This window comes from Acinetobacter sp. YH12233 (genome assembly GCF_013417725.1).
Taxonomy (GTDB): domain Bacteria; phylum Pseudomonadota; class Gammaproteobacteria; order Pseudomonadales; family Moraxellaceae; genus Acinetobacter.
On the sequence record NZ_VPDK01000020.1, the window covers coordinates 1 to 24,749 of the forward strand.

The 24,749-nt window shown below is 41.6% G+C and carries 24 protein-coding genes, 1 rRNA gene, 1 pseudogene and 1 riboswitch; of the genes and pseudogenes, 12 read left to right on the forward strand and 14 right to left on the reverse strand.

The window, feature by feature from the left end; genetic code table 11:
- Positions 1-102: ribosomal RNA gene (gene rrf / locus FTV12_RS10135) — 5S ribosomal RNA — on the forward strand; the annotation flags it as partial.
- Between the two features lie 150 nt (positions 103-252).
- Here rrf and FTV12_RS10140 read toward each other — a convergent pair.
- From FTV12_RS10140 to FTV12_RS10165, 6 genes are all read right to left on the reverse strand, one after another.
- Positions 253-831 (reverse strand): lytic transglycosylase domain-containing protein, encoded by a 579-nt coding sequence (locus FTV12_RS10140; RefSeq protein ID WP_166138226.1) that lies wholly within the window; start codon positions 829-831, stop codon positions 253-255.
- Between the two features lie 213 nt (positions 832-1,044).
- The gene (locus FTV12_RS10145; protein WP_179993240.1) at positions 1,045-1,533 is read right to left on the reverse strand and encodes a GNAT family N-acetyltransferase; all 489 of its coding nucleotides are present in this window, start codon (positions 1,531-1,533) and stop codon (positions 1,045-1,047) included.
- A gap of 106 nt (positions 1,534-1,639) precedes the next feature.
- Positions 1,640-2,839 carry an acyl-CoA dehydrogenase family protein gene (locus FTV12_RS10150; RefSeq protein WP_125278651.1) on the reverse strand — a complete coding sequence of 400 codons (1,200 nt, stop codon included), beginning with the start codon at positions 2,837-2,839 and terminating at the stop codon, positions 1,640-1,642.
- Between the two features lie 23 nt (positions 2,840-2,862).
- Positions 2,863-4,149, reverse strand: coding sequence for an acyl-CoA dehydrogenase family protein (locus tag FTV12_RS10155; protein ID WP_180033990.1), 1,287 nt, complete (start codon positions 4,147-4,149; stop codon positions 2,863-2,865).
- 252 nt (positions 4,150-4,401) lie between these two features.
- Positions 4,402-5,775 carry an AarF/ABC1/UbiB kinase family protein gene (locus tag FTV12_RS10160; RefSeq protein WP_005235905.1) on the reverse strand — a complete coding sequence of 458 codons (1,374 nt, stop codon included), beginning with the start codon at positions 5,773-5,775 and terminating at the stop codon, positions 4,402-4,404.
- 156 nt (positions 5,776-5,931) lie between these two features.
- On the reverse strand, positions 5,932-6,240 hold the full coding sequence (locus tag FTV12_RS10165; protein WP_004785493.1) for a hypothetical protein: 309 nt from the start codon (positions 6,238-6,240) through the stop codon (positions 5,932-5,934).
- Positions 6,241-6,441: 201 nt separating this feature from the next.
- Between FTV12_RS10165 and FTV12_RS10170 the strand changes: the two genes are divergently transcribed.
- The 7 genes and pseudogenes from FTV12_RS10170 (at position 6,442) to FTV12_RS10200 (ending at position 13,052) form a co-directional block, all read left to right on the forward strand.
- Positions 6,442-6,828, forward strand: coding sequence for a lysozyme inhibitor LprI family protein (locus tag FTV12_RS10170; RefSeq protein ID WP_179993239.1), 387 nt, complete (start codon positions 6,442-6,444; stop codon positions 6,826-6,828).
- Positions 6,829-7,025: 197 nt separating this feature from the next.
- Positions 7,026-8,036, forward strand: a complete 1,011-nt coding sequence (gene prmB, locus FTV12_RS10175; RefSeq protein ID WP_179993238.1) for a 50S ribosomal protein L3 N(5)-glutamine methyltransferase — start codon at positions 7,026-7,028, stop codon at positions 8,034-8,036.
- Positions 8,037-8,048: 12 nt separating this feature from the next.
- Complete coding sequence (aroC, locus tag FTV12_RS10180) at positions 8,049-9,143, forward strand: chorismate synthase (RefSeq protein ID WP_179993237.1); 1,095 nt, start codon at positions 8,049-8,051, stop codon at positions 9,141-9,143.
- A 64-nt stretch (positions 9,144-9,207) separates the two neighbouring features.
- Positions 9,208-9,738: a GNAT family N-acetyltransferase gene (locus FTV12_RS10185; RefSeq protein ID WP_179993236.1), complete on the forward strand. Its 531-nt coding sequence runs from the start codon at positions 9,208-9,210 to the stop codon at positions 9,736-9,738.
- 52 nt (positions 9,739-9,790) lie between these two features.
- Positions 9,791-10,195, forward strand: coding sequence for an Imm44 family immunity protein (locus tag FTV12_RS10190; protein WP_257218452.1), 405 nt, complete (start codon positions 9,791-9,793; stop codon positions 10,193-10,195).
- Between the two features lie 189 nt (positions 10,196-10,384).
- Positions 10,385-11,293 (forward strand): AEC family transporter, encoded by a 909-nt coding sequence (locus tag FTV12_RS10195; protein ID WP_179993235.1) that lies wholly within the window; start codon positions 10,385-10,387, stop codon positions 11,291-11,293.
- A gap of 291 nt (positions 11,294-11,584) precedes the next feature.
- Positions 11,585-11,672: riboswitch (glycine riboswitch) on the forward strand.
- 134 nt (positions 11,673-11,806) lie between these two features.
- A pseudogene (locus FTV12_RS10200) lies at positions 11,807-13,052 on the forward strand (D-amino acid dehydrogenase).
- 193 nt (positions 13,053-13,245) lie between these two features.
- Here FTV12_RS10200 and FTV12_RS10205 read toward each other — a convergent pair.
- Positions 13,246-13,899: a hypothetical protein gene (locus FTV12_RS10205; RefSeq protein WP_125278645.1), complete on the reverse strand. Its 654-nt coding sequence runs from the start codon at positions 13,897-13,899 to the stop codon at positions 13,246-13,248.
- 99 nt (positions 13,900-13,998) lie between these two features.
- On the opposite strand from FTV12_RS10205, the gene ispF reads away from it, so the two are divergent.
- A complete protein-coding gene (ispF, locus tag FTV12_RS10210) occupies positions 13,999-14,487 on the forward strand; it encodes a 2-C-methyl-D-erythritol 2,4-cyclodiphosphate synthase (RefSeq protein WP_034171374.1) in 489 nt (162 codons plus the stop codon).
- Positions 14,488-14,489: 2 nt separating this feature from the next.
- On the opposite strand, the gene FTV12_RS10215 is transcribed toward ispF, so the two are convergent.
- The 3 genes from FTV12_RS10215 to FTV12_RS10225 form a co-directional block, all read right to left on the reverse strand.
- The gene (locus FTV12_RS10215; protein WP_125278644.1) at positions 14,490-15,014 is read right to left on the reverse strand and encodes a protein tyrosine phosphatase family protein; all 525 of its coding nucleotides are present in this window, start codon (positions 15,012-15,014) and stop codon (positions 14,490-14,492) included.
- Positions 15,015-15,078: 64 nt separating this feature from the next.
- Positions 15,079-16,170, reverse strand: coding sequence for a 3-deoxy-7-phosphoheptulonate synthase (locus FTV12_RS10220; RefSeq protein ID WP_180033987.1), 1,092 nt, complete (start codon positions 16,168-16,170; stop codon positions 15,079-15,081).
- Between the two features lie 127 nt (positions 16,171-16,297).
- Positions 16,298-17,188, reverse strand: coding sequence for a sulfite exporter TauE/SafE family protein (locus FTV12_RS10225; protein ID WP_125278642.1), 891 nt, complete (start codon positions 17,186-17,188; stop codon positions 16,298-16,300).
- 408 nt (positions 17,189-17,596) lie between these two features.
- Here FTV12_RS10225 and lpxB point away from each other — a divergent pair, with 408 nt between their 5' ends.
- Positions 17,597-18,769 carry a lipid-A-disaccharide synthase gene (lpxB, locus tag FTV12_RS10230; RefSeq protein ID WP_179993233.1) on the forward strand — a complete coding sequence of 391 codons (1,173 nt, stop codon included), beginning with the start codon at positions 17,597-17,599 and terminating at the stop codon, positions 18,767-18,769.
- Here the strand turns inward: lpxB and FTV12_RS10235 are convergent.
- Positions 18,758-19,708, reverse strand: a complete 951-nt coding sequence (locus FTV12_RS10235; RefSeq protein ID WP_159122888.1) for an AraC family transcriptional regulator — start codon at positions 19,706-19,708, stop codon at positions 18,758-18,760. The genes lpxB and FTV12_RS10235 overlap by 12 nt on opposite strands.
- Before the next feature lie 187 nt (positions 19,709-19,895).
- Here FTV12_RS10235 and FTV12_RS10240 point away from each other — a divergent pair, with 187 nt between their 5' ends.
- Positions 19,896-21,110, forward strand: coding sequence for an alkane 1-monooxygenase (locus FTV12_RS10240; RefSeq protein ID WP_179993232.1), 1,215 nt, complete (start codon positions 19,896-19,898; stop codon positions 21,108-21,110).
- 55 nt (positions 21,111-21,165) lie between these two features.
- Here FTV12_RS10240 and FTV12_RS10245 read toward each other — a convergent pair whose 3' ends face one another.
- The gene (locus FTV12_RS10245) at positions 21,166-22,989 is read right to left on the reverse strand and encodes an acyl-CoA dehydrogenase (RefSeq protein ID WP_179993241.1); all 1,824 of its coding nucleotides are present in this window, start codon (positions 22,987-22,989) and stop codon (positions 21,166-21,168) included.
- A gap of 78 nt (positions 22,990-23,067) precedes the next feature.
- On the opposite strand from FTV12_RS10245, the gene FTV12_RS10250 reads away from it, so the two are divergent.
- The gene (locus FTV12_RS10250; protein WP_179993231.1) at positions 23,068-24,048 is read left to right on the forward strand and encodes a GlxA family transcriptional regulator; all 981 of its coding nucleotides are present in this window, start codon (positions 23,068-23,070) and stop codon (positions 24,046-24,048) included.
- Positions 24,049-24,093: 45 nt separating this feature from the next.
- Here the strand turns inward: FTV12_RS10250 and FTV12_RS10255 are convergent, their stop codons facing one another.
- Both FTV12_RS10255 and FTV12_RS10260 read right to left on the reverse strand, forming a co-directional pair.
- Positions 24,094-24,423: a hypothetical protein gene (locus FTV12_RS10255; RefSeq protein WP_052026307.1), complete on the reverse strand. Its 330-nt coding sequence runs from the start codon at positions 24,421-24,423 to the stop codon at positions 24,094-24,096.
- A complete protein-coding gene (locus tag FTV12_RS10260) occupies positions 24,420-24,626 on the reverse strand; it encodes a helix-turn-helix transcriptional regulator (RefSeq protein WP_034702754.1) in 207 nt (68 codons plus the stop codon). Before FTV12_RS10260 ends, FTV12_RS10255 begins: the two co-directional genes overlap by 4 nt.
- Positions 24,627-24,749 lie beyond the last annotated feature (123 nt).

A 24,749-nucleotide genomic window follows, 5' to 3' on the forward strand; every position in this document is an offset into this window, starting at 1 on the left:
GCAAGAGTGAACCACCTGATCCCTTCCCGAACTCAGAAGTGAAACCTCTTAGCGCTGATGGTAGTGTGGGGTCTCCCATGTGAGAGTAAGTCATCGCCAGCTCATTATTCCAAAAGCCCTCTGCTCATGCAGGGGGCTTTTTTTATAGAAAAAATAAAGATGAAATAGAAAAAGGCTTAAATAAATTTAAGCCTTTTTATTTATGGATTAATATTTCTGGAATGCATTTAATTAATCATTAGTACGTTCTAATTACATCGATTTTTTAAGTTGCTTCTGGTGCGTTAAAACTTCTTTTGCATATTTTTTGCCTTGTTTACGCATTTTCCGATCTTTCTCATAGGCAGTAGGGCCTACATTATAATAGCCCAGCGCTTTTTCTAGGCTGCCACTAGATTCCTGATAACGTGACAGAATATAACTCCCACATCCAATATTTATTGCTTCATTAAATAAATCAGGTCCACATGTAGATTGCCAATAACGCGGAACAATTTGCATAAGACCCACAGCACCTGCAGGTGAAGCGACCTGACTGCGATAGGTAGATTCCTGTCGAATCACGGCTGCTACTAGCAAGGGATCTAGACTATGTCTTTCGGCATTTTGAATAATTAAAGGTGAAACGCGAGTAGCAGTTATCGCAGGCACAGCATATGCAGTCTGAATTCCTTGAGACAGTTTAGCAGAGCGTTTTTCTAAGGAATTACCCCCTAGTGAGGAGCAAGCACTTATTAATATTGTACTTAAACCAAGTATCCCAATTTTTAAAGTAGTAGGATTTAAGACCTTTAATAATGAATAGTTTTTGCCAGAAAATTTGCCCAACAACTTTCAGCTTCCCTGTATTTTTAAAATTAGATTGATCTTAGGAAGATGTATGAAAATCGTCAAGAAATTAGATGATTTGTTTACAAAGACAAATTAGATTTTATTGAATAATGAATTTTTTATGAAGAATTGTTTAAAGAAAAGCCAATTAACAGTCGAATTTGTATCTCAGGCTTTTCTTTAAAGTGTATGTGTTTAGATGCACAAGAAAGCTTAGTCTAAAGTTTTTAGCATCCAGATTTCACAAGCTGCACTATGACCTGTATTGCCTTCGGGATGATCGAGATGTTCAAAACCTAATTTTTCGTAAAGCTTCACTGCCTGCCAAAGACTTGCAGTAGTCTCAAGATAGATTCGTTTAAAGTTCTGCTCATGAGCAAAGTCAAAGGTCAGATTTAAAATCTTTTTTGCAAATCCATAACGACGAATAATGGGTAAGAAATACATTTTCTGTATTTCTAGAATACTCTGATCACCCTGTAATGGCGAAATACCTCCGCCACCAAAGACTTGATCCTGCTCATCGATAATGACCCAATAAGCTGCATTTGGCTGCTGATATACTTCATACAGGTTATCCAGGATTGAATCACCGACAGCAAAACCGGATTCTGCTGCAAGTCCGAATTCTACGGAAACTTCACGAATAATCTTGGCAATTTGAGCATTATCTTGAGGTTGTAAAGGACGAATAGAATACATAGGTCATGACATGAAAAAGGATGGAAATTTTATAGTTCGAAAACCATAAAAAATCCATTCTTTTTGATGATTCGTTCTTTAATAAAGAAGTATTTCCAGTTTTTGATTATTTTAATTCACTTGAAGATTTACCTAGTTCACGTCGAGCAATAATGAGTTGCTGAATCTGTTGAGTTCCTTCAAAAATATCCAGAATCTTGGAGTCACGTGCCCATTTTTCTAAAAGTTCTGCCTCGTTATAGCCTATAGATGCTGCTAATTCGACACATTTCAAAGTGATTTCATTCGCGATACGACCCGCCTTGGCTTTAGCAATAGAAGCTTCACGGGAATTAGGCTTACGATTATCCGCCATCCACGCAGCTTTTAACATTAATAAACGGGCAGATTCCCATTCGGCTTCCATACGATAAATCTGCGCTGCAATATTCGATGTTTGTAAGTAAGGTGTATGGTACTCAGAATCTAGCTGATCCTTAAAAATTTCCTTGGTTCTCTCTAAAGAAGCTTTAGAGCAACCAATTGCCATCGCTGCAACGAGTGGGCGGGTATTATCAAAAGTTTCCATGACCCCAGCAAAACCCTTGGCCACATCAATTTCAGCATGTCCAAGCAAATTAGCAGCAGGTATACGACAATCAATAAAACTAATTGCAGCCGTATCCGAGGCTTTAATGCCTAGCTTATGTTCCAGACGCTCGATTTTCATGCCGGGTGTGCCTTTGGGTACGACAAAGGATTTAATTGCAGCACGGCCAAGTTTTTTATCTAAAGTCGCCCAGACGACAACCGCATCTGCACGTTCGCCAGAGGTGACAAAGATTTTTTCACCATTGAGGATATAGTCATCACCATCTTTAATGGCAGTGGTACGAATGGCAGCTGAATCCGAACCACAGCCTGGTTCAGTAATCGCCATCGCTGCCCATATACCATGAAAGCGTTGCAACTGTTCGTCATTAGCAACGGCAGCAATGGCTGAATTTCCTAACCCTTGACGCGGCATGGATAAAAGCAGTCCGGTATCACCATAACACATTTCGACAATACTAAGTGCTGTCGACATATTGACGCCATTTTTATTGCTTTCATCGCTATCACCGCGTTTATTGACCGCAGCTCCTGCATTCATGCCTTCGCTGCCTTGGTTCATACCATCGACGACAGAGGCAAGCATATCCAACTCTTTCGGATAAGCATGTTCAGCTTTGTCATACTTGCGTGAAATAGGGCGGAGTACATTCAGGGCAACTTCATGTGCCTGATCAATCAGCAATTTGAATTTTTTAGGATTTTGCAAGTTCATTTATTTTTTTCCTTATTCTTTGCTCAGGCATGAAGGCCAGAATGTACGATTGCTGTTGCTCTTAAGTCCCGATACCAGCGTTCTACCGGATGTTCTTTGGTGAAGCCATGTCCGCCGAGAATCTGTACGCCATCTGTGCCAATTTTCATGGATTTTTCTGCACAGAGCAGACGGGCCAGATAAGCTTCTCGATGAAAGTCTTGACCAGATTCTGCAAGACTGGCGGCATTCAGGATCAGCATTTGCATGGCATCAATTTCAATCGCCATATTTGCAATCATAAAAGCTACACTTTGCCGATGGGAAATTGGTTCACTAAAGGCTGTCCGTTCATTGGCATATTGCACACAGTATTTTTTAACCGCTTCACAGATACCGACCGCCATGGCACACCATATTAAATTGCCTAGATCAAGAAAAGCGGTGTAATCAAAATCGTCATCTCCCAAGCGTTGTGCCGGTGTGTTATTAAATTTGAGATTCACAGTTTGAGTGGCTTTCAAGCCCATAGCCGGAGATTTTTGTGCAGTAATGGTATTATTGCGTTGCACAATAAATACTTCGGTTTTGCCATTCAGATCTGCACTGACCAGATAGATATCAGCAGTTTCTCCGAGCATCACCAAGGTTTTTTCACCATTAATTAAATAGTGATCTCCATTCGACGTTGCTTGAGTTTTTAACTGATAAGGATTAAAGGCAGCTGTTGCTTCTTGTACTGCGAAGGTAGCTTTAAGATGAGGATCATCGGCAAATGCAGTCAAATACTCAGCCTGAACCTGTTCTGAACCCCAACGGGTAATCGCATTAATCACACTAAAAGTAGAAAGCAGACCAGCGGTCAGACTGAAATCACCTTGAGCCAACTGTTGAGCCATCAGGACATTACTGACGATATTCTGTTCTACAGCTACGCCACCTAGAGTTTCAGGCAGCGCATAAAAATTAAGACCCAGATCAGTTGAATATTGCCAGAGTTCCTTTGGGAAGATTTCATGATGATCTGCATCATGTGCCAAAGGATAAAGGACTTCGCTGGCAAACTGTTGCATTGCCTCGCAGGTCATTTGCTGTTCTTCAGTCAGATTCAGATCAAACAGGGATTTGGACTGATGTGGCAAACGTTGTCTTTGAATTTTCTGACCAGATTTCAGGATTTTCTGAGTCTGGCTGAGTGTTTTAAAACCTGCTTTAGAGCTTTGATAAAGAGATTTTTCTAAAAATTTACGCAGCTTTAATTGGTCGAGTAAATCACTTCCAGCCACTTTGGTCAGGATGGACAAGCCAAATCCTTGTGCTTTGTTCACCATATTGTTCATTCTAATTATCCTACGGGGTGTTATCTTATTTGCCTGATGTTGACATGCAGTTCTAGAAAAAACCATGTCATCAATGACATGAATCATTGTCAATTTATAATTAAAATAAAGAGGGGATTTGAAGAATTAAAATATTGAAACTAAATAGAAAAATAAAATAAGAAAAATTAGGTTTTTATCAAAAATTGACCCGAATGACAAAATCATCCGGGTCTTATATAAGGCTAATAATAACTTAGTCGTTTAGAGATGACGTTTAATCATTGCGCGTACATTAGTTTTCGCATCAATCACCGTCATGAAGGTATAAGCGCCAATGAACTTACGGCTGATAAACATAAATTCTTTAGGCGGTACACTGAAATAACGTGAAGCCATGGATTTAGAAGCTTGCTGCATTACCCGGCTATGAAGCTGGCTTTTTTTCCAGTTATAGCGGTCATGTTCATCCATCACACCTGGAGGCAGGTCTTTATTGTTCATTGGCGAGCTGAAGGCTTCTGTGGCTAACAGGAAGACTTTCGCCATATCCGGTTTGATGCTAGGCGGAATAGAATCAAAGAATTCATAACCGGTCATGGCTTTCACCATCATGTCTGAATCATGATGATAACCGGCCTGGATCAGGTTACGCGCTACATTGAGTAGATGCTGGTCAAATTGACGGATTGCACCGAAGTCGAGAAGCACAATCTTGTCCTGAATATTTTCGCCATCACCTAGACGTACCAGATAATTGCCGAAATTCGGGTCAGTCTGCATCTCCCCCCATTCAAAAATCTCACGTACTGCGATTTCAAGGGAAGCCTCACCCAGTTTATTACGACGTTCCTGTGGTAGAGACAACATTACTGGACTATTGATGGGTACACCACGTTCAAAGGTCATACACAGAACACGGTCAGTACAATAGTTATCGATGATGGTCGGTACGATATATCGTGGATCATTTTGCAGACGTTTACAGAAACGACGGGTCGTATCCGCCTCAATTTTATAATTGACCTCACGATGCATCATCTCACGAACTTCATCGAACCATTGATCAAATTCACGGGTTTGCGGCACCATACGGGTCAATTTGAGCATGTTCTTAAACAGGCTCATATCAGAATCAATAGCCTCAGCTACACCCGGGTACTGGATTTTAAGCACCAGTTCCATGCCATCTGACTTGCGTACAGCACGGTGAACCTGAGCCAAAGAGGCGGTACCTAGGGGCTCATGATCAACCGTCAGATCATCTAGCTTGGAACCTAATTGCTGTTGTAATTGGGCTTTGATCGCCGGCCACGCCAAAGCAACTGTTTTATTATTTAACGTATTTAAGGCTTGAGTGACCTCTTCTGGCAGAAAATGTTCGCCATACAGGGCCATCATCTGGCCAATTTTGACAATTGAACCTTTAAGCTTGCCAATTTCTGCAACCAGATAATCGGCCTGTTCTTTCATGGCTTTTTTGCGTCTTCTTTCTTTTTCTTCTTCACTCGAGAACATAGAACCCGCACTGGATGCTGCCCAGCGCGTACCTGCCAGCAAAGATGCCTTTGCGATCGATAAGCGTCGATCCATTGAGGAAGTTTTCAATTGTTTAAGCTTATCGTTCTGATCTGACATGTAAACTCAATCCTTTTATCAGCATAAAGCGGAATAAATCATTGTAGTGGATATTACCGTGTCTGCACGTATTAAAAAAGTTTAAGCCGCTGAATTCACGGTGAAAATCTCGGCAAGAGCATATCGCTTGCCGTTTTGACCAGTGTAGGGTGAATATTATGACATTTGAAATTGAATTTTTAATTCAGATCGTTGTTGTAACTGTTGTTTATTTGTTTGAATATGTTGATGAATTAGGTTCTGGACTGTTTCATGCATAAAACCCAGCGCATAACCCTTCACAATAATGATGCTTGGCAAACTGAAAAACAGGTACTTGGCATCTTCCAAAGTCGCGCTACTAAATACGCCTTGCTGCATTAATGTGGTTTGTAAAAATACCTTTTCCTGCTGCACCTGACTGGATAACTGGTCATTCCAGTAGTTCTGGCGCATGGCCATAAGATTGTTGTGCTTATAGCTCATAAGATCTGGGCTCGTTTGGACATCATTGCCGAATTATATGCGGCCATAAAATCAAGTTTCAACCAAAGAACTGTGACATCTTTTTAAGCGAGAAAAATATAGGATTTTATCAAGGACTCAGTTAGTATCAGGCAATAATTTAAACAAGATTCATTATTCAATATTGATTGGAAACAAGCCAGTTTTGGTGAAGGGGATACTATGCGTTTTGCATGTTTATTAATGGTAGGTTGTTTGGGGACGATGGCATTACAGGTTCAGGCGGCTACAGGTTATTCTCAGGAATATACCCAGTGCATGAACTTTAGTTATGGCAATACAGCTAAACTGCAGAAATGTGTGAAAAAAGAATTAAAAGCACAGAATAAACGTCTAAAGAAAAACTATAAGACTTATCTGAAATTGAATGCGGGTTATCGTAATAATATTCGTGATCAGCATACAGTGTGGGAACGCAAACTGTCACAGCAATGCAAGCTGACTATGAATACCCAATATGCCCAGATTAAACAGGGTCAATGTGCGCTGGAGATGGTAAAAGATCAGGCGAATTTGTATCAATTGCGTTCTTATCGTGCCGGTGCTTAAACTGATTTTAAGTTAATAAATCCTTCCGGAAATACCGATAAATCTTAAAAAGTAGGATTCTAATCTGCCTGAAATTCAGAAGATCTGTCATTGATAAACCATGGAGAATTCGGGTTTTTCATGGTTTTGGCATTATAAAAGACCTCAAAACAAGGTATCATAAGGCGTTTTAAAAAATGACCTTGGAGACGCCTTAAGTGGATCGACCGACTATTAGCCCTGAACATTTGCAGGAAGCCGCTGAAAATTTAACTACCATTCGTGATTTTATTCGTTTTGGGGTTACAGCATTACGTCAATACGATGCGCACTTAGGTCAAGGTACAGAAGATTATTTTGCTGAAAGTTCAGCGCTGGTTCTACAAACCTTGTCACTGGACTGGAATGCAGATCCTGAAATTCTGGACTCTAAATTATTGCCAAGCGAAGTGGCTGAGTTCTTGAGCTTGCTAGAACGCCGCATTAATGAACGTGTTCCAACCTCTTATTTATTGAATCTAGCCTATTTCTTCGGCAAGCCATTCTATGTTGATGAACGTGTATTAATTCCTCGTTCGCCAATCGTTGAGCTGATTGAAAACCGTTTTGCTCCTTATTTCCTGGGCGAACATGGTCAAATGGGTGAAGCGGTTAATAACTTGCCGGAAAACCCGAATCCGAAGACACCACAACGCATTCTAGATATGTGTACCGGTTCCGGCTGTATCGCAATTGCCTTGGCTTATGCTTTCCCTGAAGCGGAAGTAGATGCCACCGATATTTCCAAAGAAGCATTGGAAGTTGCACAAATTAATACTGAGCATCATGACAAGCAATATCAGATCGCATTGCTTGAATCGGATTTGTTCGAAAAAATTCCAGCCGAAAATCAGTACGATTTAATCGTATCTAATCCGCCGTATGTCGATGCGGAAGATATGGCTGATTTGCCTGAGGAATTCCATCATGAGCCTGAGCTTGCGCTTGCTGCTGGTCAAGACGGTCTGGATCTAGTTCGCAAGATGCTGGCTCAAGCAGCTGATTATCTGACTGAAGATGGTTTGATCGTGATTGAAGTGGGTAATTCTGAATGGGCGATGAAGCAAAACTTCAATACCGTTGATTTCCACTGGTTGCAGTTCCAACGTGGTGGTTCAGGTATCTTTGCACTGACTGCAGCCCAATGCCGTCAATATCGTGATTTATTCATTCAATCTGTTAATTCATAAGGAGTCGTTGACATGGCAGGTAATAGTATAGGGCAACTCTTCCGTGTAACGACTTGTGGTGAATCTCATGGTGTTGGCTTAATGGCCATTATTGATGGGGTTCCACCAGGGATTGAACTGTCTGAAGCGGATTTGCAAAAGGATCTGGACCGTCGTAAGCCGGGTACTTCAAAATTTGCAACACAGCGTAAAGAGCCAGATGAAGTTGAAATTATTTCAGGTGTGTTTGAGGGTAAAACTACCGGTACTTCAATTGGTCTTTTAATCCGCAATACGGACCAGAAATCGAAAGATTATGGCAATATCGCGCAAACTTTCCGCCCGGGTCATGCAGACTATACCTATACCCAGAAGTATGGTTTTCGTGACTATCGCGGTGGTGGCCGTTCGAGTGCGCGTGAAACTGCGATGCGTGTAGCAGCAGGTGCGATTGCCAAGAAATTCCTGTTTGAGAAATTTGGTATTGAAATCCGTGGTCATGTGACCCAAATCGGTACTGAAAAAGCAGAAAAACTGGACTGGAACGAAGTGCCAAATAACCCGTTCTTCTGTGGTGATGTTGATGCGGTGCCGCGCTTTGAAGCACTGGTCACGTCTTTGCGTGAACAAGGTACTAGTTGTGGCGCTAAACTCGAGATCATTGCGTCTAAAGTACCCGTGGGTTGGGGCGAGCCAGTATTTGATCGTCTGGATGCTGACATCGCGCATGCCATGATGTCGATTAATGCTGTTAAAGGTGTCGAAATCGGTGATGGTTTTGGTGTGACTGAGCAGTTCGGTCATGAAACCCGTGATGAACTCACAACAGATGGCTTCCTGGCGAACCATGCTGGCGGTATCTTGGGTGGTATTTCTAGCGGTCAGGATATTCGTGTTTCGATTGCGTTGAAACCAACGGCTTCCATCACAACTCCGGGTAAAACCATTACCATTAATCGTGAAGATACGGATGTCCTGACCAAAGGCCGTCATGATCCTTGCGTGGGTGTACGTGCAACCCCAATTGCTGAAGCGATGCTAGCAATTGTTTTGATGGATCACTTCATGCGCCATCGTGCACAAAATGCCGATGTCGTTGCGCCGTTTGAGCCAATTGAACCTAAATAATTTGCTTTATAGAAGCAAATGAAATTAAAGTCAGGCTTCGGTCTGGCTTTTTTATATTTATAAAATGAAAAATAACAATATTCGTTTAGCCCAAGCTACGGACATTCAAAGCATTGTTAAGTTGATCAATACAGCTTATCGATCTAATTTGGGCTGGACGCATGAACATGACATTTTTTTAGGTGATCGAATTAATGAGGCTCAGTTAAGTGAACTTTTAGCACGGCCTGATTTCGAACTTTATGTCTTGGAAAATAATGATCAACTGGTGGGTTGTATTGGTCTGACACACTTGCCAGATTGTTTTGAAATCGGCAGTTTTGCTATTGACCCAGTCCGGCAAAATTCAGGTTATGGCCGAATATTGTTAGATTTCGCTGAGCAATACTCTAGAGAAAAAATACCTTTCAAAAAACTTAGAATGTCTGTTCTTAATGTTCGCATTGAATTAATCGCGTATTATGAGCGTCGTGGTTATCACCAAACCGGCAAAACAGAGAGTTATCCACTGGATGCAGATGTTGGACAGCCTTTAGTAGATTTAAATCTGGTGATTTTAGAAAAGAGTCTCGAAAAGATTGATGAAGTTATTTGAATCTATGTTTGATTCTAAGTGTGTTTAATAAGAATAATGACAGGATATATGAATGGAAGTATGGTTAAGTGCTGAATTAAGTAGGGAAGTGTTAACAGAAGATCATCTTGATCTCGAAAATAAAGCACGTAACGCAGTAGAAAATGCCTTAAATGCTCAACTACAAAATAAGTCGTATGATATTCCGATAGATAAATGGAAGTGCATTGAAATTATAATGGGAAATGATAGTTTTGATGAACGTATTTTTTATTCATTTAAACGTAGAAATATGGATTTCCGTTTAAGGATTGATCCAACAACTTTTAAGGCAACAGATGATTTAGGCCGTGAGAGACTCATTTTTAGGATGCTCTTAAGAAGCCTGGATTTGTTAAAAGTTAAGTTTGAAAAAGTCCGTCCGAAGCTTGATGCAAAGGTTTATGAGGAGCTTGAAAGACTAAAAATGATGCACTAAATGTTGCAAAAGATGAAAGTTGGATTTAAAGCGTATTTTAATTAAAGCCAGCGAGAGTGTTTTTTATTTATTATCCATTGAATTTTCCACTATTTTTATCTTGAAACGAGCCGGTTGTTGTATCCTTGCTCATTGACAGGCAATTGAATTGGATGCGATTGCCGCAAAACCCATATCATGAGTTGTTCAATGTTTCAGACTATCTTCACTGTACTGTTTCCGCTTATTGGCCTGATTACTTTGGGCTATGTATTAAAACAAAGGAAATGGCTGGAAGATAGTTTCTGGCGTGGGGCAGAAAAACTTAATTATTTTGTCCTGTTTCCAGTCATGCTATTTTTAAATCTGGCCGTAGCCAAGATTGAAATGGCAGTCATTAAAGATGTGGTTCTGGTGGTCTTTAGCCTTATGGCAGTGGTCAGTATTGCTCTATATGTGATGCGCAAGATTTATCAGATTGGCTATGCACGTTTTGGGGTCTATGTGCAGGCACTCCTGCGTTTTAATACCTATATCGGACTTGCAGCAGTGAATGCTTTATTTCATCAGCAGGGCATGACCATTTTCGCCGTAGTGATGGTGTTATGTATTCCACTGGTCAATATCTTATCTGTACTGGCATTTACCCGTAGTTCAGATATGCAGATCTTCAAAATCCTGATTGATCTGTTAAAGAACCCTTTAATTCTAGGTTCTCTTGTTGGAGGCCTATTTAATCTTTCAGGCTTATCACTCTGGGCTGGGTTTGAATTATTCTTAAAACAGATTGCCTTATGCAGTTTGCCGCTTGGCTTGATGTGTGTGGGGGCTGCCTTACAGTTCCAAGGCTTCCAGCGAGATATCTTCCCATTAGGTCTGGCGACTTTTGGACGTTTATTAGGAATGCCACTTGCTGCTTTCTTTGTCTGCCAATTATTTGATATTGATCCTTTAACCACCCAGGTACTGGTGTTGTTTTTTGCTTTACCTACTGCTTCAGCTTCCTATGTACTGACGCGTGTCTATGGCGGAGATAGCCAGTTCATGGCCAGTATTATCAGTATGCAAACGGTAGTCGCGGCTGGATCTCTCATGTTGATTCTTTCCTGGTTAATTTAATTTTAGGATCTGAAAGTCGGCCATATATTAAAGTCTAATATTAAATCAATCCTATAAATAGCCTAAGCAATTATTAACATTATTGCTTTTCTTAAATGCCTTGCATTGCAGCATGACGTAGGAAAATGAGGCAAAAAACCAAATTAAAATCTTAAAATTCGTTTGAAATAGATAGTGTTATTTCTTCTAAATTTATTGAAAGTATCGTTACCACTTAAATCACGTGAATTAACATAAATAAAAAACTGTAGTCTCCGATAAGATGGTATATAAATTGCTCAGGATAATAAAAATATTATTGCAGGAGAGAAATGCTACTGCATTCGCCGAAGGAGCAAGGTCCCAGGAAACTCTCAGGCAAAAGGACTGCAATAATATATTAAACTCTGGAGAGAAGTGTTGAATCACTCACCGAAGGGGGAAGGTTGCTGCATACAGCTATGATGCAGTCACCGAAGCTCTCAGGTACACATGACAGATGGGAAAGACATCACATATTGAGGAGAGGTGTCTATGCGTCATGTTATTGTGGTGGGGGCAGGCATTACCGGTGTAACAACAGCTTATGAGCTCGCCTTACTCGGTTATCAGGTCACGGTGGTTGACCGTCATCTTTATCCCGCGATGGAAACATCCTTTGCTAATGGCGGGCAACTTTCTGCCTGTAATGCAGAAGTCTGGAATCAAAAAGCCACTGTGTTGAAAGGCATCAAATGGATGTCACAAAAAACCGCACCGCTATTGCTTAATCCTTCTTTTAGTCTGCATAAATATAGCTGGCTGATGGAATTTCTAGGTCATATTAAAAACTATGAAACCAATACCCGGGAAACGGTAAAAATCGCATTACTGGCCAGAAAACGTCTGTTTGAAATTGCCGAAATTGAGCAGATTGATTTTGATCTGGAAAAGCGCGGAATTCTACGATTTCTACCATAATAAAGCTGATTATGATGTCGCAATTAAGGTCAATGATCTGTTGTGTAGTGGTGGTCTGGAACGTAATGCCATCAGCAATGAAGAAATCAAGCAGATTGAACCTGCATTAACTGGAGATTATTATGCCGGGTTTTATTGCCAGAGTGATGCGACTGGAGATATTCATAAATTCAGTACTGGACTGGCAAATGCCTGTATGAAAAAAGGGGTGAACTTCGAATTTGGTCAGGATGTATTTGCGGTCGATCACCAAGCACAGCATATTACGGTTAAATGCAGACCAAGCCCTGAAAATGTGCATGCCAATGCTGAAGATGTGCTCGAGATTCAGGCGGATGCCATTGTGGTATGTGCAGGCGTAAGCAGTTATCAGTTGGCAGATCTGTTGGGTGAGCGAGTGAATGTCTATCCGGTAAAAGGCTATTCAATTACCGTACAGCTGAATGATGAGCAAAGTCAGCAAAATGCTTCTTGGGTCAGTCTGCTAGATGAGAGCGCCAAGATCGTCTTGTCACGTTTAGGTAAAGACCGCTTACGTGTTGCAGGAACCGCGGAATTTAATGGTTATAATCGGGATATTCGTGTTGACCGAATTCAGCCTTTAATTGACTGGACACAACGCAATTTCGATCTATGTACTGAACATGTGGTGCCGTGGGCAGGTCTGCGTCCCATGATGCCGAACATGATGCCAGTGGTGCGCCGTGGTAGACAGGAACGTGTCTTTTACAACACCGGTCATGGACATTTAGGCTGGACATTATCAGCGGCAACCGCAGCTATGATTAGCCAAGAAATAGCTCAGCATTACCCGGCCTAAGTAAATAGCCCGCTTACGGGCTATTTTTAAAGATCAAAAAATAATTATTTATTCATTAAGCTTCTTCTACCTGAGAAAGAAGGTTAGGATAAAGGGAATCTTTATAAAAACCTCTCCTTTAAGGAGAGGGAATTTCTAGTTTAAATTTTTAAATACATATTCAGGACATCAATAGATAAAAAAAGTCAGCTGTTTAATCATATAAACGATAAATACCACTAAAGCGCTCACAGCCTTTTTGTTCGGTACTGACCGTCAAAATTGCCTTGCTATAGTTAAAGTTATATTTGCAGTCATGCTCATTATCCGTAATCTGGCTTTTAGTTTCGGTCGTGGTATAAGCTAGAAAAGGAATGGTCTGGGTTTCTGCACGATTATTCGGATTGCGGTAAGCAATTCCTTCAATTTTGATGCGGTCTTTCGTCAGCTGATGAATCTTGAGATGAATTGGCTGTTTGGCCATTTGGCCCTGTTCAAACTTGAGATAGTGCTGAGTTAGGCTCTGATTCAAGGAAATATAAATATTGAGGTCATCCAGACGCTGGTCAAATTGCTGTTTAAAGCAGTCCAGCGTCTTACATTGCTGTAAGCGTGTACTCCATAGCTGCTGGGTATCTTGTAATAAGCGAACAGGCGCATCTGTAATCAGAAAGGCGGTAAAATATTGATCTGTCAGTTTTTCACGCGGTTCATCAAGAGAGACTGAGCAGATCTTTTTCATGGCTGCGTTATTGTTATGATGACTGCTACAGTCCAGCGATTCAGCATGAATGCTGCTAGCAAAAAGGCCTGTCCCGAGTAAAAGTCCCATTATTTTCATCATATTTATATCAGTTTTCAGTAGCATGATCGCTTATACTTTCACTGTGTTACGCTAGGTCTAACTATAGCGAAATAGAAACGTCGTGTACAAGATTTCAATCAGTTATTTCTAAAGGATATAAAAGTGATTGCACAAATTCGTATTGGTCAGGGACTGGATGTACATGCATTTGAAGAAGGTGATTTTGTCACTCTGGCAGGTATTCAGATTCCACATACGCATGGCTTGAAAGCACACTCTGATGGTGATGTGGTTTTACATGCACTTTGTGATGCTTTGCTAGGTGCCTTGGCGCTAGGCGATATTGGCCAGCATTTTCCAGATACCGATCCGCAGTTTAAAGGTGCAGACAGCAAGGTTTTATTAAAGCATGTCTATCAGCTAATTTTGGATCGTGGTTATCGCCTAAATAATGCTGACATCACTGTAGCTTGTGAACGTCCAAAGCTGGCTAAACATAACCTGGAAATGCGTCAGAGCATTGCCGATGTACTGGATGTGGATGTGACTCAAATCAGTATTAAAGCCACAACCACTGAAAAATTAGGATTTACTGGTCGTCAGGAAGGTATTCTGTCTATGGCAACTGTTCTGATCAGTCATTACAAATAACATCAACCGAAGTTATTAGGATGAATCAGGGATAATTCCAGTTCCTGTGTTGCTTTACGGCCTTGCAGCTGTAGGGCAACCGCATGAATTAAACCGGTCCAGGTTTCATTCGGTTCCCAGAGCTGATGCAGATATTCCTGTGCAGTCGGCATGTCCATATCCATATAGTATTGACGATATAAATACATCAGGCAGCTGACATGATAATTCTGCGTACAATGTACCCAGACCATTTGTTCTTTGACCAGATGATCAATCAGATCCAGTACCAGCAGGCATTGGCTATCCGAAGGGGTTTCCCAGGAGATCGGCAACTGGATATAGTTCAGGCCAAGATCAAGACAAATTTTATCTTCATGTAACAGATGATGATCGCTATCTGTTAATGCCACATTGATTACGGTGGATACGCCGTATTCTTTAATCAACCTCAGTTGTTCAGTTGTCGGCTGACCAGAGCTGAACAGATGGTCATGGATGAACTGAAAATTTTCAATTTGACTTAATGCAGTTTCAATTTCATTCATCAGATAAAATTTTCCTTGTTCAGAAATGAAAACGCCATCTTGTCGATGGCGTTTGTCAGTTCGTTTAACGATTAGGTAAAACGTCCTTCAATGCCTCATGCATGTCAAGCAACACTTTTTCTGTGGTCTCCCAATCGATACAGCCATCAGTCACTGATTTTCCATATTCCAGATCACAAAGATTGGCAGGAATATCCTGACGGCCACCTTTCAGGTAACTTTCTACCATAATACCAACAATTGACTTGTTTCCATCAAGAATTTGTTCAGTAATATTTTTTAAGACAAGCGGTTGTAAGTACGGGTCTTTATTTGAGTTTGCGTGGCTGGCATCAATCATGATCTTGCCGCTGACTTTGGCTTTCGCAAGAGCTGCCTCAGCATCTGCAACTGAACCTGCATCGTAGTTAGGTTTGCCATTACCGCCACGTAGAACCACGTGTGCATATGGATTCCCTGAAGTACGAATCACCGCAACCTGACCTTGGTCATTTAGACCCAGGAAGCTGTGACCATGTTTAACAGATTGCATTGCATTGGTCGCAACAGTTAAGCCGCCGTCTGTACCATTTTTGAAGCCGACTGGTGAAGACAGGCCAGAAGACATTTCACGGTGAGTTTGGCTCTCGGTAGTACGTGCACCGATCGCTGACCATGAAATTAAATCCTGATAGTACTGTGGAGAGTTTGGATCCAGTGCTTCTGTTGCACATGGCAGGCCAAGTTCATTCAGCTCCAGTAACAGTTTACGACCGATACGCAGACCTTTCTCAATATTGAAAGAGTCATTCATATCAGGGTCATTGATCAGACCTTTCCAGCCTACAGTTGTACGCGGTTTTTCAAAATAAACACGCATTACGATATACAGGCTATCTTTTACTTTTTCGCTTAAAGCTTTTAAACGTTCAGCATATTCATGCGCAGCCGCTGGATCATGAATTGAACATGGACCAATCACTACAAAAATACGCTTATCCTTGCCATCCAGGATATTACGAATCGTTTCACGACCATGCAGTACGGTTTGATAAGCAGTTTCAGTCAAAGGTAACTCTGCTTTCAACTGAGCAGGTGTTACCAAAGGAATCATGCTTTGGATATTCACGTCATCAATATCTGATGCTGAAATAGGTTTTGACTGTAGTGTATTCATTGCCGTCACTGGTTTGATCATACAAAAGGTTGTTTAATAGCCTGAATATAACATGAATGATGCGTCACTTTGTTATAAAAAAGATGAATACTTCTTTGAAAAAAAAGTGATGAATCCATGATTTAGTTTAAACAGCAGCTGTTTTTTCTACTGCTGTTACCAATTCAGGTTGGGCGGGTTGCACCGGTTTTGACTTGACTGGATTCACAATGAAATTCACGCCAAGACAGAACAGGGTAATCCCAAGAATTTTACGGATAATTTTCTCTGGCATACGTGAACTGATCAGTGTTCCAATCACAATCGCTGGAATAGAACCGCAAAGTAACCAGCCTAATAAAGTAAAGTCTACATTACCTGCACTCATATGGCCCAGACCTGCGACTAAAGTTAAAAGTACAGCATGTACTACATCCGAACCGATAATACGGATCATGGGTAGATTCGGGAACATCAGGATCAAGGCCATAATACCGAAAGCACCGGCACCGACAGATGACAGGGTCACAAACACGCCCAGTACAATACCCATGATCACGATCAAGACACGTTTATTGCCAGATTTAAAGTCAACTTTGTCTAGATCCTGAGTCATATCAGGCAGTTCTTGTTTGCGGTATTTATTAAAGAACTTTTCAATAGAATTGCGGAATACAATAGATGCACCAGTAAGGGTCAGCATAAAGCCCAATACCATGGTCAGCGTTGCTTTATAATGTGTCGATTGACTGAGATAATTCTCTAGTACCCAGTGGGTCACAAATGAGGCAGGGATACTGCCGATCGCCAGCCAGATCACAATAGGCCAGACAATATTCATTTTCTTAGCATGAACCAGTGAACCACAGAATTTAGAAATTGCGGCATAAAGAAGGTCTGTACCAATCGCGATATGCGGTTCAACCCGAAGCAGTGTAATCAGGATTGGGGTCATCAACGAACCGCCACCGACACCGGTAATCCCAACACAGAAACCAACCAATACACCTGCTAAAATAAATTCAATCGGACCAAACATGCATATATGCCAAAATCAAAAAACGAGCATATCTTATGACTTTTAAATATAAGTCGTTGTCTTGATTATTGATTTGCTTATTCTAAAAAGAGATAAAGACTATAAAATTTAAAGTAATTCATCCTGATTTATATTTTAATTTGAATCATCTAGCATACCTTTCTATTGCTAAGTATGAAAATTGATAAAGCTTCTGCAAAATGCCTTTTTATTTATTTGTTTAAAGATCAGCCGCTTTAAATTTATTTTAATTTTTAAGCTGGGCTAAGGCGCGCGCATTGTCCAGATTCCAGTAGTTTAATTATTTGAGGTAGCCAAGATTTGTGAGTTCAACACTTAGGCATGCTCAAATCATGCTTTATGATAGAATCTGAACGGAATTAATTTGTCTCATTTGAGGGAATACACTTGCAAAATCGGAAGCTTAAAATCGGAATCGTGGTGGGAGAGGTATCGGGAGATACGCTTGGTGCGAAGCTCATCCGTAGTTTTCGAGAGCAGGGTATTGATGCAGAATTTGAAGGGATTGGCGGGCCGCAAATGCTGGCTGAAGGCTTCAAGAGCTACTATCCAATGGATATTCTCTCGGTCATGGGCATTGTTGAAGTCCTGAAAGATATTAAAAAACTGTTTGCGGTTCGTGATGGTCTGGTCGAGACCTGGACGAAAGATCCAGTCGATGTGTTTATCGGTATTGATGCGCCTGATTTTAATTTGCGTCTTTCCAAAACCCTGAAGCAAAAACAGTTACCGATTAAGACCGTGCAATATGTCAGTCCTTCGGTCTGGGCATGGCGTCAAGGCCGGGTACATGGTATCAAGGCCAGTATTGACCTGGTGCTGTGTCTCTTTCCATTTGAAAAAGCATTTTTCAAGAAATGGGATGTTCCGGCTGCCTTTGTCGGTCATCCATTGGCAAGCCAGTTACCCCTCAACAATGATCTGGCTGAAGCACAGGCAGAACTGGGTTTAGATCCTGCACAAAAATATATTGCACTGCTGCCAGGGAGCCGCCGTGGGGAAATTGAACGTTTAGGACCATTGGTACTGGATGCAGCCAAAATTCTGCATCAGAAATACCCGGATTATACGTTTCTGATTCCCGCCATTGATGAGATGCGCAAACAGCAGATTGAAAACTTGCTGGCACAATATCCGGACAGTTTAAAAGCGCATATCCGCCTGATGGAAAATACCAGTAGCGAGTCAAAAATTGGCCGCCAAGTCATGAATGCTTCCAATATTATTGCCTTAGCTTCAGGCACTGCGACACTGGAAGCCATGTTATTGCATCGTCCAATGGTGACCTTTTATAAATTGCACTGGCTGACCTATCAGATTGCCAAATTGCTGGTCAAAATTCCTTATTTCTCATTGCCAAATATCATTGCTGGTAAAAAAGTCATTCAAGAATTAATCCAGTCAGAAGCAACGCCTGAAAACCTGGCTGCTGAAATTGAAAAATTGATGGATATTGAAGCAGCTCAAATTCAGGTGATGCAGCATCTCACCATGCACAAGCAGCTGCTTTCCGGCAACAGTGAAGATCCTGTCAAAGCGGTACTAGCCTTAGTCCAATAAAGGCGTCTTGCTTTTTTGACAGGCAATACGGTATCGGGTCGGGGTTTGTTCAAACTGTTTTTTAAAGCTTTGACTAAACGCCGTTTCCGAAGAATAGCCCACCAGATAGGCGATCTGCTGAATGCTAAATCCGCTATTTCTGAGATATTGTGCTGCCAGGCGAAGTCGATGCTGTTGCAGATAAGCCAATGGTGGCTCACCAACAATCTGGGTAAACAGCTGGGCAAATTTGGAACGCGACATATGGCATTGTTCAGCCAGGCTTTCTACGGTCCAAGGCTGTTCTGGTTTGCCATGAATTGCTGCCAAGGCATTAGATAGTTCAGGATGCGAAAGAGCATTCAGCCAGCTCGAAGCATTTTCCAGATTCAAAATATAATCTCGCACGCATTCAATCAGTAAAATACTGACCAGATGATCCAGAATCTTGTCCCGTCCCGGACGAAGTTGCTGGGTTTCCAGCGCCAGAAATTGCAAACCAACCTGTAACCACTCTGGTGCTGTATCTCCCAGAATATGCTGAATGTGCAGAAATTTAGGTAAAGCACTCAGTAGCGGTTTCGCCATCTGGATATCCAGATTGGAACGAATCGCCAGGATAAAACTGCGTTCTGCTGAATGGGTGATATTGAGATCCACACATTGCTGTGCATGAGTCTGAAAATAAGAATTGATCGAATGATGTTCAGAAAAATCCGCATTACCGGGACTAGAAATCCGATGGGCAGAACCAGCAGGCAATAACACCAGATCGCCTTGTTGCAGCTCAAGCAGATCGCCATCTTTGAATATTAATTGCGCTTGACCCTGTAATAATACATAAGCCAGCATGGAAGGTTCATACTGATAATCAAACCCGCCTGGATGAAACACATTGAGGTAGAGATATTCGGATTTTTCCAGATGAATATCATCAAAAATTTTACTTAAAGCATCCATGCTTGACTCTATTCTTTTGTTTTAATTCATTTAATTAAATTTAAATAGCCCAGTCTTGTGATTTAAGGCCAAGACTTGGCCTATTGCGCCAAAGACGCTGACATAGTTTTTCTGGACGTTTAATACTGTTCGCTAATGCTGAAATATTCAACTATATGTGCAGAGTAACATAAAAAGGAGGGTCGCAATGAATGCCCCTGCACAAATTAGCAAAGCTCAGTTCACGCAGGATGCGTCAGCACTGAAAGGTTTACAACTGGATAAAAAACGTTTTGGCTGGCTGCTGAGTCCCGGTTTGCCTGTGATCGGTATGGGAGTTCTGGCTGGCTATCATTTTGGCCCCAAAGCCACTAAAAAAGTCTTTGCGATGGGTGGGCCTTTATTATTACATGTGATTATCCCAACATTAGATGCTTTAATTGGTGATGATGCCAATAATCCAAATGATGAGCAGATTCAGGCATTGGTCAAAGATCCTTATTATGACCGGATCGTGAAGGTGTTTATTCCTTTGCAAATGGCTGCCAATGCTTTTGCAGGCTATGTCGTATCCCGTCCTAATGTTTCTCTGGTCGATCAGGTTCTACTTGGCGTTTCTATGGGGGCGATTAATGGAATCGGCGTGAATACTGCACATGAGCTGAGCCATCGCCCTCAGAAAAAAGATCACTACTGGTCACATGCCAGCCTGATGCCACTGGCCTATAATCATTTCCGGATTGAGCATCCTTATGGACATCATAAACGGGTGGCGACGCCAGAAGACCCGGCATCTTCGAAAATGGGAGAATCCTTTTACCGTTTCTGGCCACGTACTGTATTGGGTGGCTTGAAATCAGCAATTCAGATAGAAAAAAGACGTTTGGAACGTAAAGGCTTAAAATTTTTTAGTCTGGAAAATGAGTTATTTCATGGCTGGGCGATGAGCGCAGGTTACCATGCCTTAATGCTGAAAACGTATGGCAAGAAAATCATTCCTTATACGCTGACCCAAGCCTTTTACGGCATCAGCCTGTTTGAGATCGTGAATTATATCGAACACTATGGATTGAAACGCGGGCAAAAAGCAGATGGTACCTATGAGCGAACCTTGCCCGAACATAGCTGGAACAATAACAACATTGTGACCAACCTGTTCCTGTACCAGTTACAACGCCATTCGGATCATCATGCCTATCCAAGCCGACCATTTCAGGCATTGCGACATTTTGATGAAGCACCAGAATTACCAAGTGGTTATGCCACCATGCTGATACCGGCACTGATTCCACCATTGTGGTACAAGATGATGGATCAACGTGTGTATCAACATTATCAAGGCGATCTGGCTAAAGCGAATATTCTGCCTTCGAAACGTGCCAAGCTGCTTAAGAAATTTGGTCTAAAAGACACTGCGGCTTGATGATGTAAACAAATAAAAATGCGCCATTCGAGGCGCATTTTTTATTGATTTTTATTTAGAACCAGTCACTTTGCATCTTCAAACAGGTGTCATCGAAGTTCATCAGTAACTTAGCCTGATGTTCAATTTCAGGCAGTTCCCAATGAATAAAATATTGAGCTGCCTGAATTTTACCCGCCAGAAAGGCTTGATCTTCCTGTTGAGAAGATGTGCCAAATTTAAGTTGAGCCTGATTGGCCATTTCCAGCCACAGCCACGCAATAATAGTTTTGCCCATCATATCCAGATATAGGCCAGAATTGGCCAAAGTTTCACTAACTTTGCCTTGATGCAGAGCCTGACCTAAAACCTGTGTGGTTTTTTGCACAGTGACAAGATGCTGTTTATAGACATCTGCCAGTTCTGTTAACTTGCTATCCTGAATCTCAGACAAGGTTTTCTGGATGCGTTGCATGAGCAGGGTCAGGCCTTTGCCATTGTGCTGCCAGAGTTTACGACCTAGTAGATCCAGAGACTGAATCCCATAAGTGCCTTCATGAATCGGATTAAGACGGTTATCCCGATAGCATTGCTCAACCGGATATTCACGCGTATAGCCCGCACCACCCAAGACCTGGATCGCCAGATCATTGGCTTTAGGACCATAGGCAGAAGGGAAGGACTTGACCACTGGTGTAATGAGATCCAGCAAAATGGCACTCTCTTCATCTTGTGCAGCCTGATGTTCATCAATTAAACGAGCTGCAAATAAGCACAGCGCTAAAGCACCTTCAACATAAGATTTTTGTGCCAATAACATGCGTTTGACATCAGTATGCTCAATGATATTCACGGGCTTGGCATCAGGTGTCTTTTCGTGAACCAGACGACCTTGAGGACGGTTCTTGGCATAGTCCAGAGACTCCAGATAACCACGATAACCGATCATGGCTGCACCGAGGCCAACACCAACGCGCGCTTCATTCATCATCTTGAACATGTATTTTAAACCATGTCCCGCTTCACCAATTAAATAGCCTAAGCAATTGTCATTTTCTCCAAAGCTTAGCACTGTTGATGTGGTGCCACGATAACCCATTTTATGTAAAAGGCCAGCTAATTGTACATCATTGGATTCACCTATAGTTCCATCTGTATTGGTTTTGAATTTCGGCACGATGAATAGGGAAATACCTTTTACCCCTTGCGGAGCATCTTGGATACGAGCCAGAACCAGATGCACAATATTTTCAGTAATGTCCTGATCACCACCAGAAATAAACATTTTCTGGCCTTTAATTTTGTAGCTTCCATCTGACTGAGGAATCGCTTTAGTGGTCAGATCTCCCAAAGAGGAACCTACATTTGGCTCGGTCATCGCCATAGTCCCGGCATAGCGGCCACTAAGCATATGCGGTAAGAACATTTGTTTTTGTTTTGATGAGGCAAAGGCTTGAATCAGATTTGCTGCAGCGGCTGTCAGAAAAGAGTAGGCAACAGTCGAAGGATTTGCCGACATGAAATAGGCATTACAGGCCATATTCACCAAAGTCGGCAATTGCATGCCGCCGTCTGCGTAATCATGCTGGGCGCAGAGTAGACCAGCATCAGCAAATTGTTGCCATGCTATTTTCACTTCATCAATGGTCTTCACCTGTTTGCCATCAAAGCTCGGTTCTTGGTGATCAGCCTTGGCATTATGCGGCGCAAAATAATCGGTCGCGATGCCTTTTGCCGTTTCTAGGATGCTATCAAAAGTATTTTTGTCATGGTCCTGATAGCGTTCCAGTTCAGTTAAAGCTTCAAGTTTGAAGACATCATAAAGCAGAAAATTGAGGTTTTTATCATTAATCAGCTGAGTCACGGTACGGTCCTGAATATGTAATCCTTGAGATAGCATCAAGACTAGCAGTTGCATTTATCAAGGAGGATTGTCAATAATGACATGAAACGGGTGAAAAACGACAAATAGAACAATATGCAACAGGTAGTGATTTTAGGCTTTGATGGTGCTTTGGCTTCAGCAATTACAGGTGTCGTCGACTTATTCGCCATGGCTGGCGTCAGCTGGAATCGGATTCAGCAGCAAAATGTGCAACGCCTGTTTAAAGTCAGGATCGCCAGTCCAGATGGACAACCAATTCGTTGTATTAACGGCCTGGAATTACCAGCTCATTGTTCATATCAAGAAATTCAAACAGCAAATATTCTGGTAGTGCCGACCATCGCCGCACCTATACAAGAGGTACTGGATGAAAATCCAGACCTGATTCAGTTTTTAACTTCTGCTCATGCACAATCCACCTTAATCGCTGGAAACTGCACCGGGAATTTCTTTCTGGCAGAAGCTGGTATTTTAGATGGTCGTGTGGCGACAACGCATTGGGGCTTTCAGGACATGTTTCGTGCACGTTATTCTCAGGTCAAACTCAATGCCGATCTGATGATTAGCCGGGATCAGAATATTTACTGTGCAGGTGGAGGCTTGGCCTGGTTTGACCTAGGCTTGCATCTGATCGAACGTTTCTATGGTTTTGAAGTTGCCATGCAATCTGCCAAATCCTTTGTGATTGATTATCGACGCGATAGCCAATTGTCTTATTTCTTAATGAAGATTGGTCAACCACATCATGATGAACTGGTGCAAAAGGTTCAGGACTGGTTAGAGCAGCATTTTCATGAAGAGTTTACTTTAAATGCGCTGGCAGAACGTTTTAATGTCACCACTCGTACTTTAATCCGGCATTTTAAGCAGGCGCTAAATATTGCACCGAATCAGTATCTGCAAGCCATTCGTATTGAAGCGGCACGCAAACGGCTTGAGGAAACCGATCAGGCCATAGATCTGATTATGCAAAATGTCGGCTATCAGGATCCAAGTTCATTTCGGCGTTTATTTTATAAGAAAACAGGGTTAACACCTTTAGAATATCGCCGTCGTTTTAGTCGACGTTTCTAGATTTTGACAAAAAGAGAGATTCGAAAAGCTCTCTTGGCATACATATTAGCTAAAGACGTCTTTACGTAAATAATGCGTATAAATGGTTGAAGCGATGCTTTGCAGGAAGCCGGTGAACATAATCCAGTAAATAAAAACTTCACGTTCTAACCATTTTAGTCCGAAGCCTTCAAATCCGATGATGATCAAAAAGGCTGAACTAATCCCCAAAAATAAAATGTTATAGGATAATGACTTCTGCTTTAATAAAATCATTGTTCCTCTTTCGTCTTTGGCTTCCTGTGAGCATTCAAAGCGTATTTTATATATTTCACAGCAAATCACAGCCACCACAATACTTAAGATACTAGCCATCAATACCCAATATAGTGTCATGTTACTTCCTCGGCATAACTAAACAGTTCCTCAATCGTCGTTTCAAGTGCATTTGCTAACTTGAATGCCAGAATCAAGGAAGGGTTGTACTTCTCTTTTTCTAATGCGGCAATCGTTTGGCGGCTGACTGCCACTGCATCAGCAAGCTGTTGTTGTGTCCAACGTTTTTTAGCACGGAACACGATGATGTCATTCTTTAACATGTCTTTACTCCAACATCATTCAAAATGTAATATATATTTAACATTATGTAAACTATATATTTTATAATGATAAAAATAAGTGTCATTTAAAAGATTGAGATATAAAAAACGAGCTAAATGCCC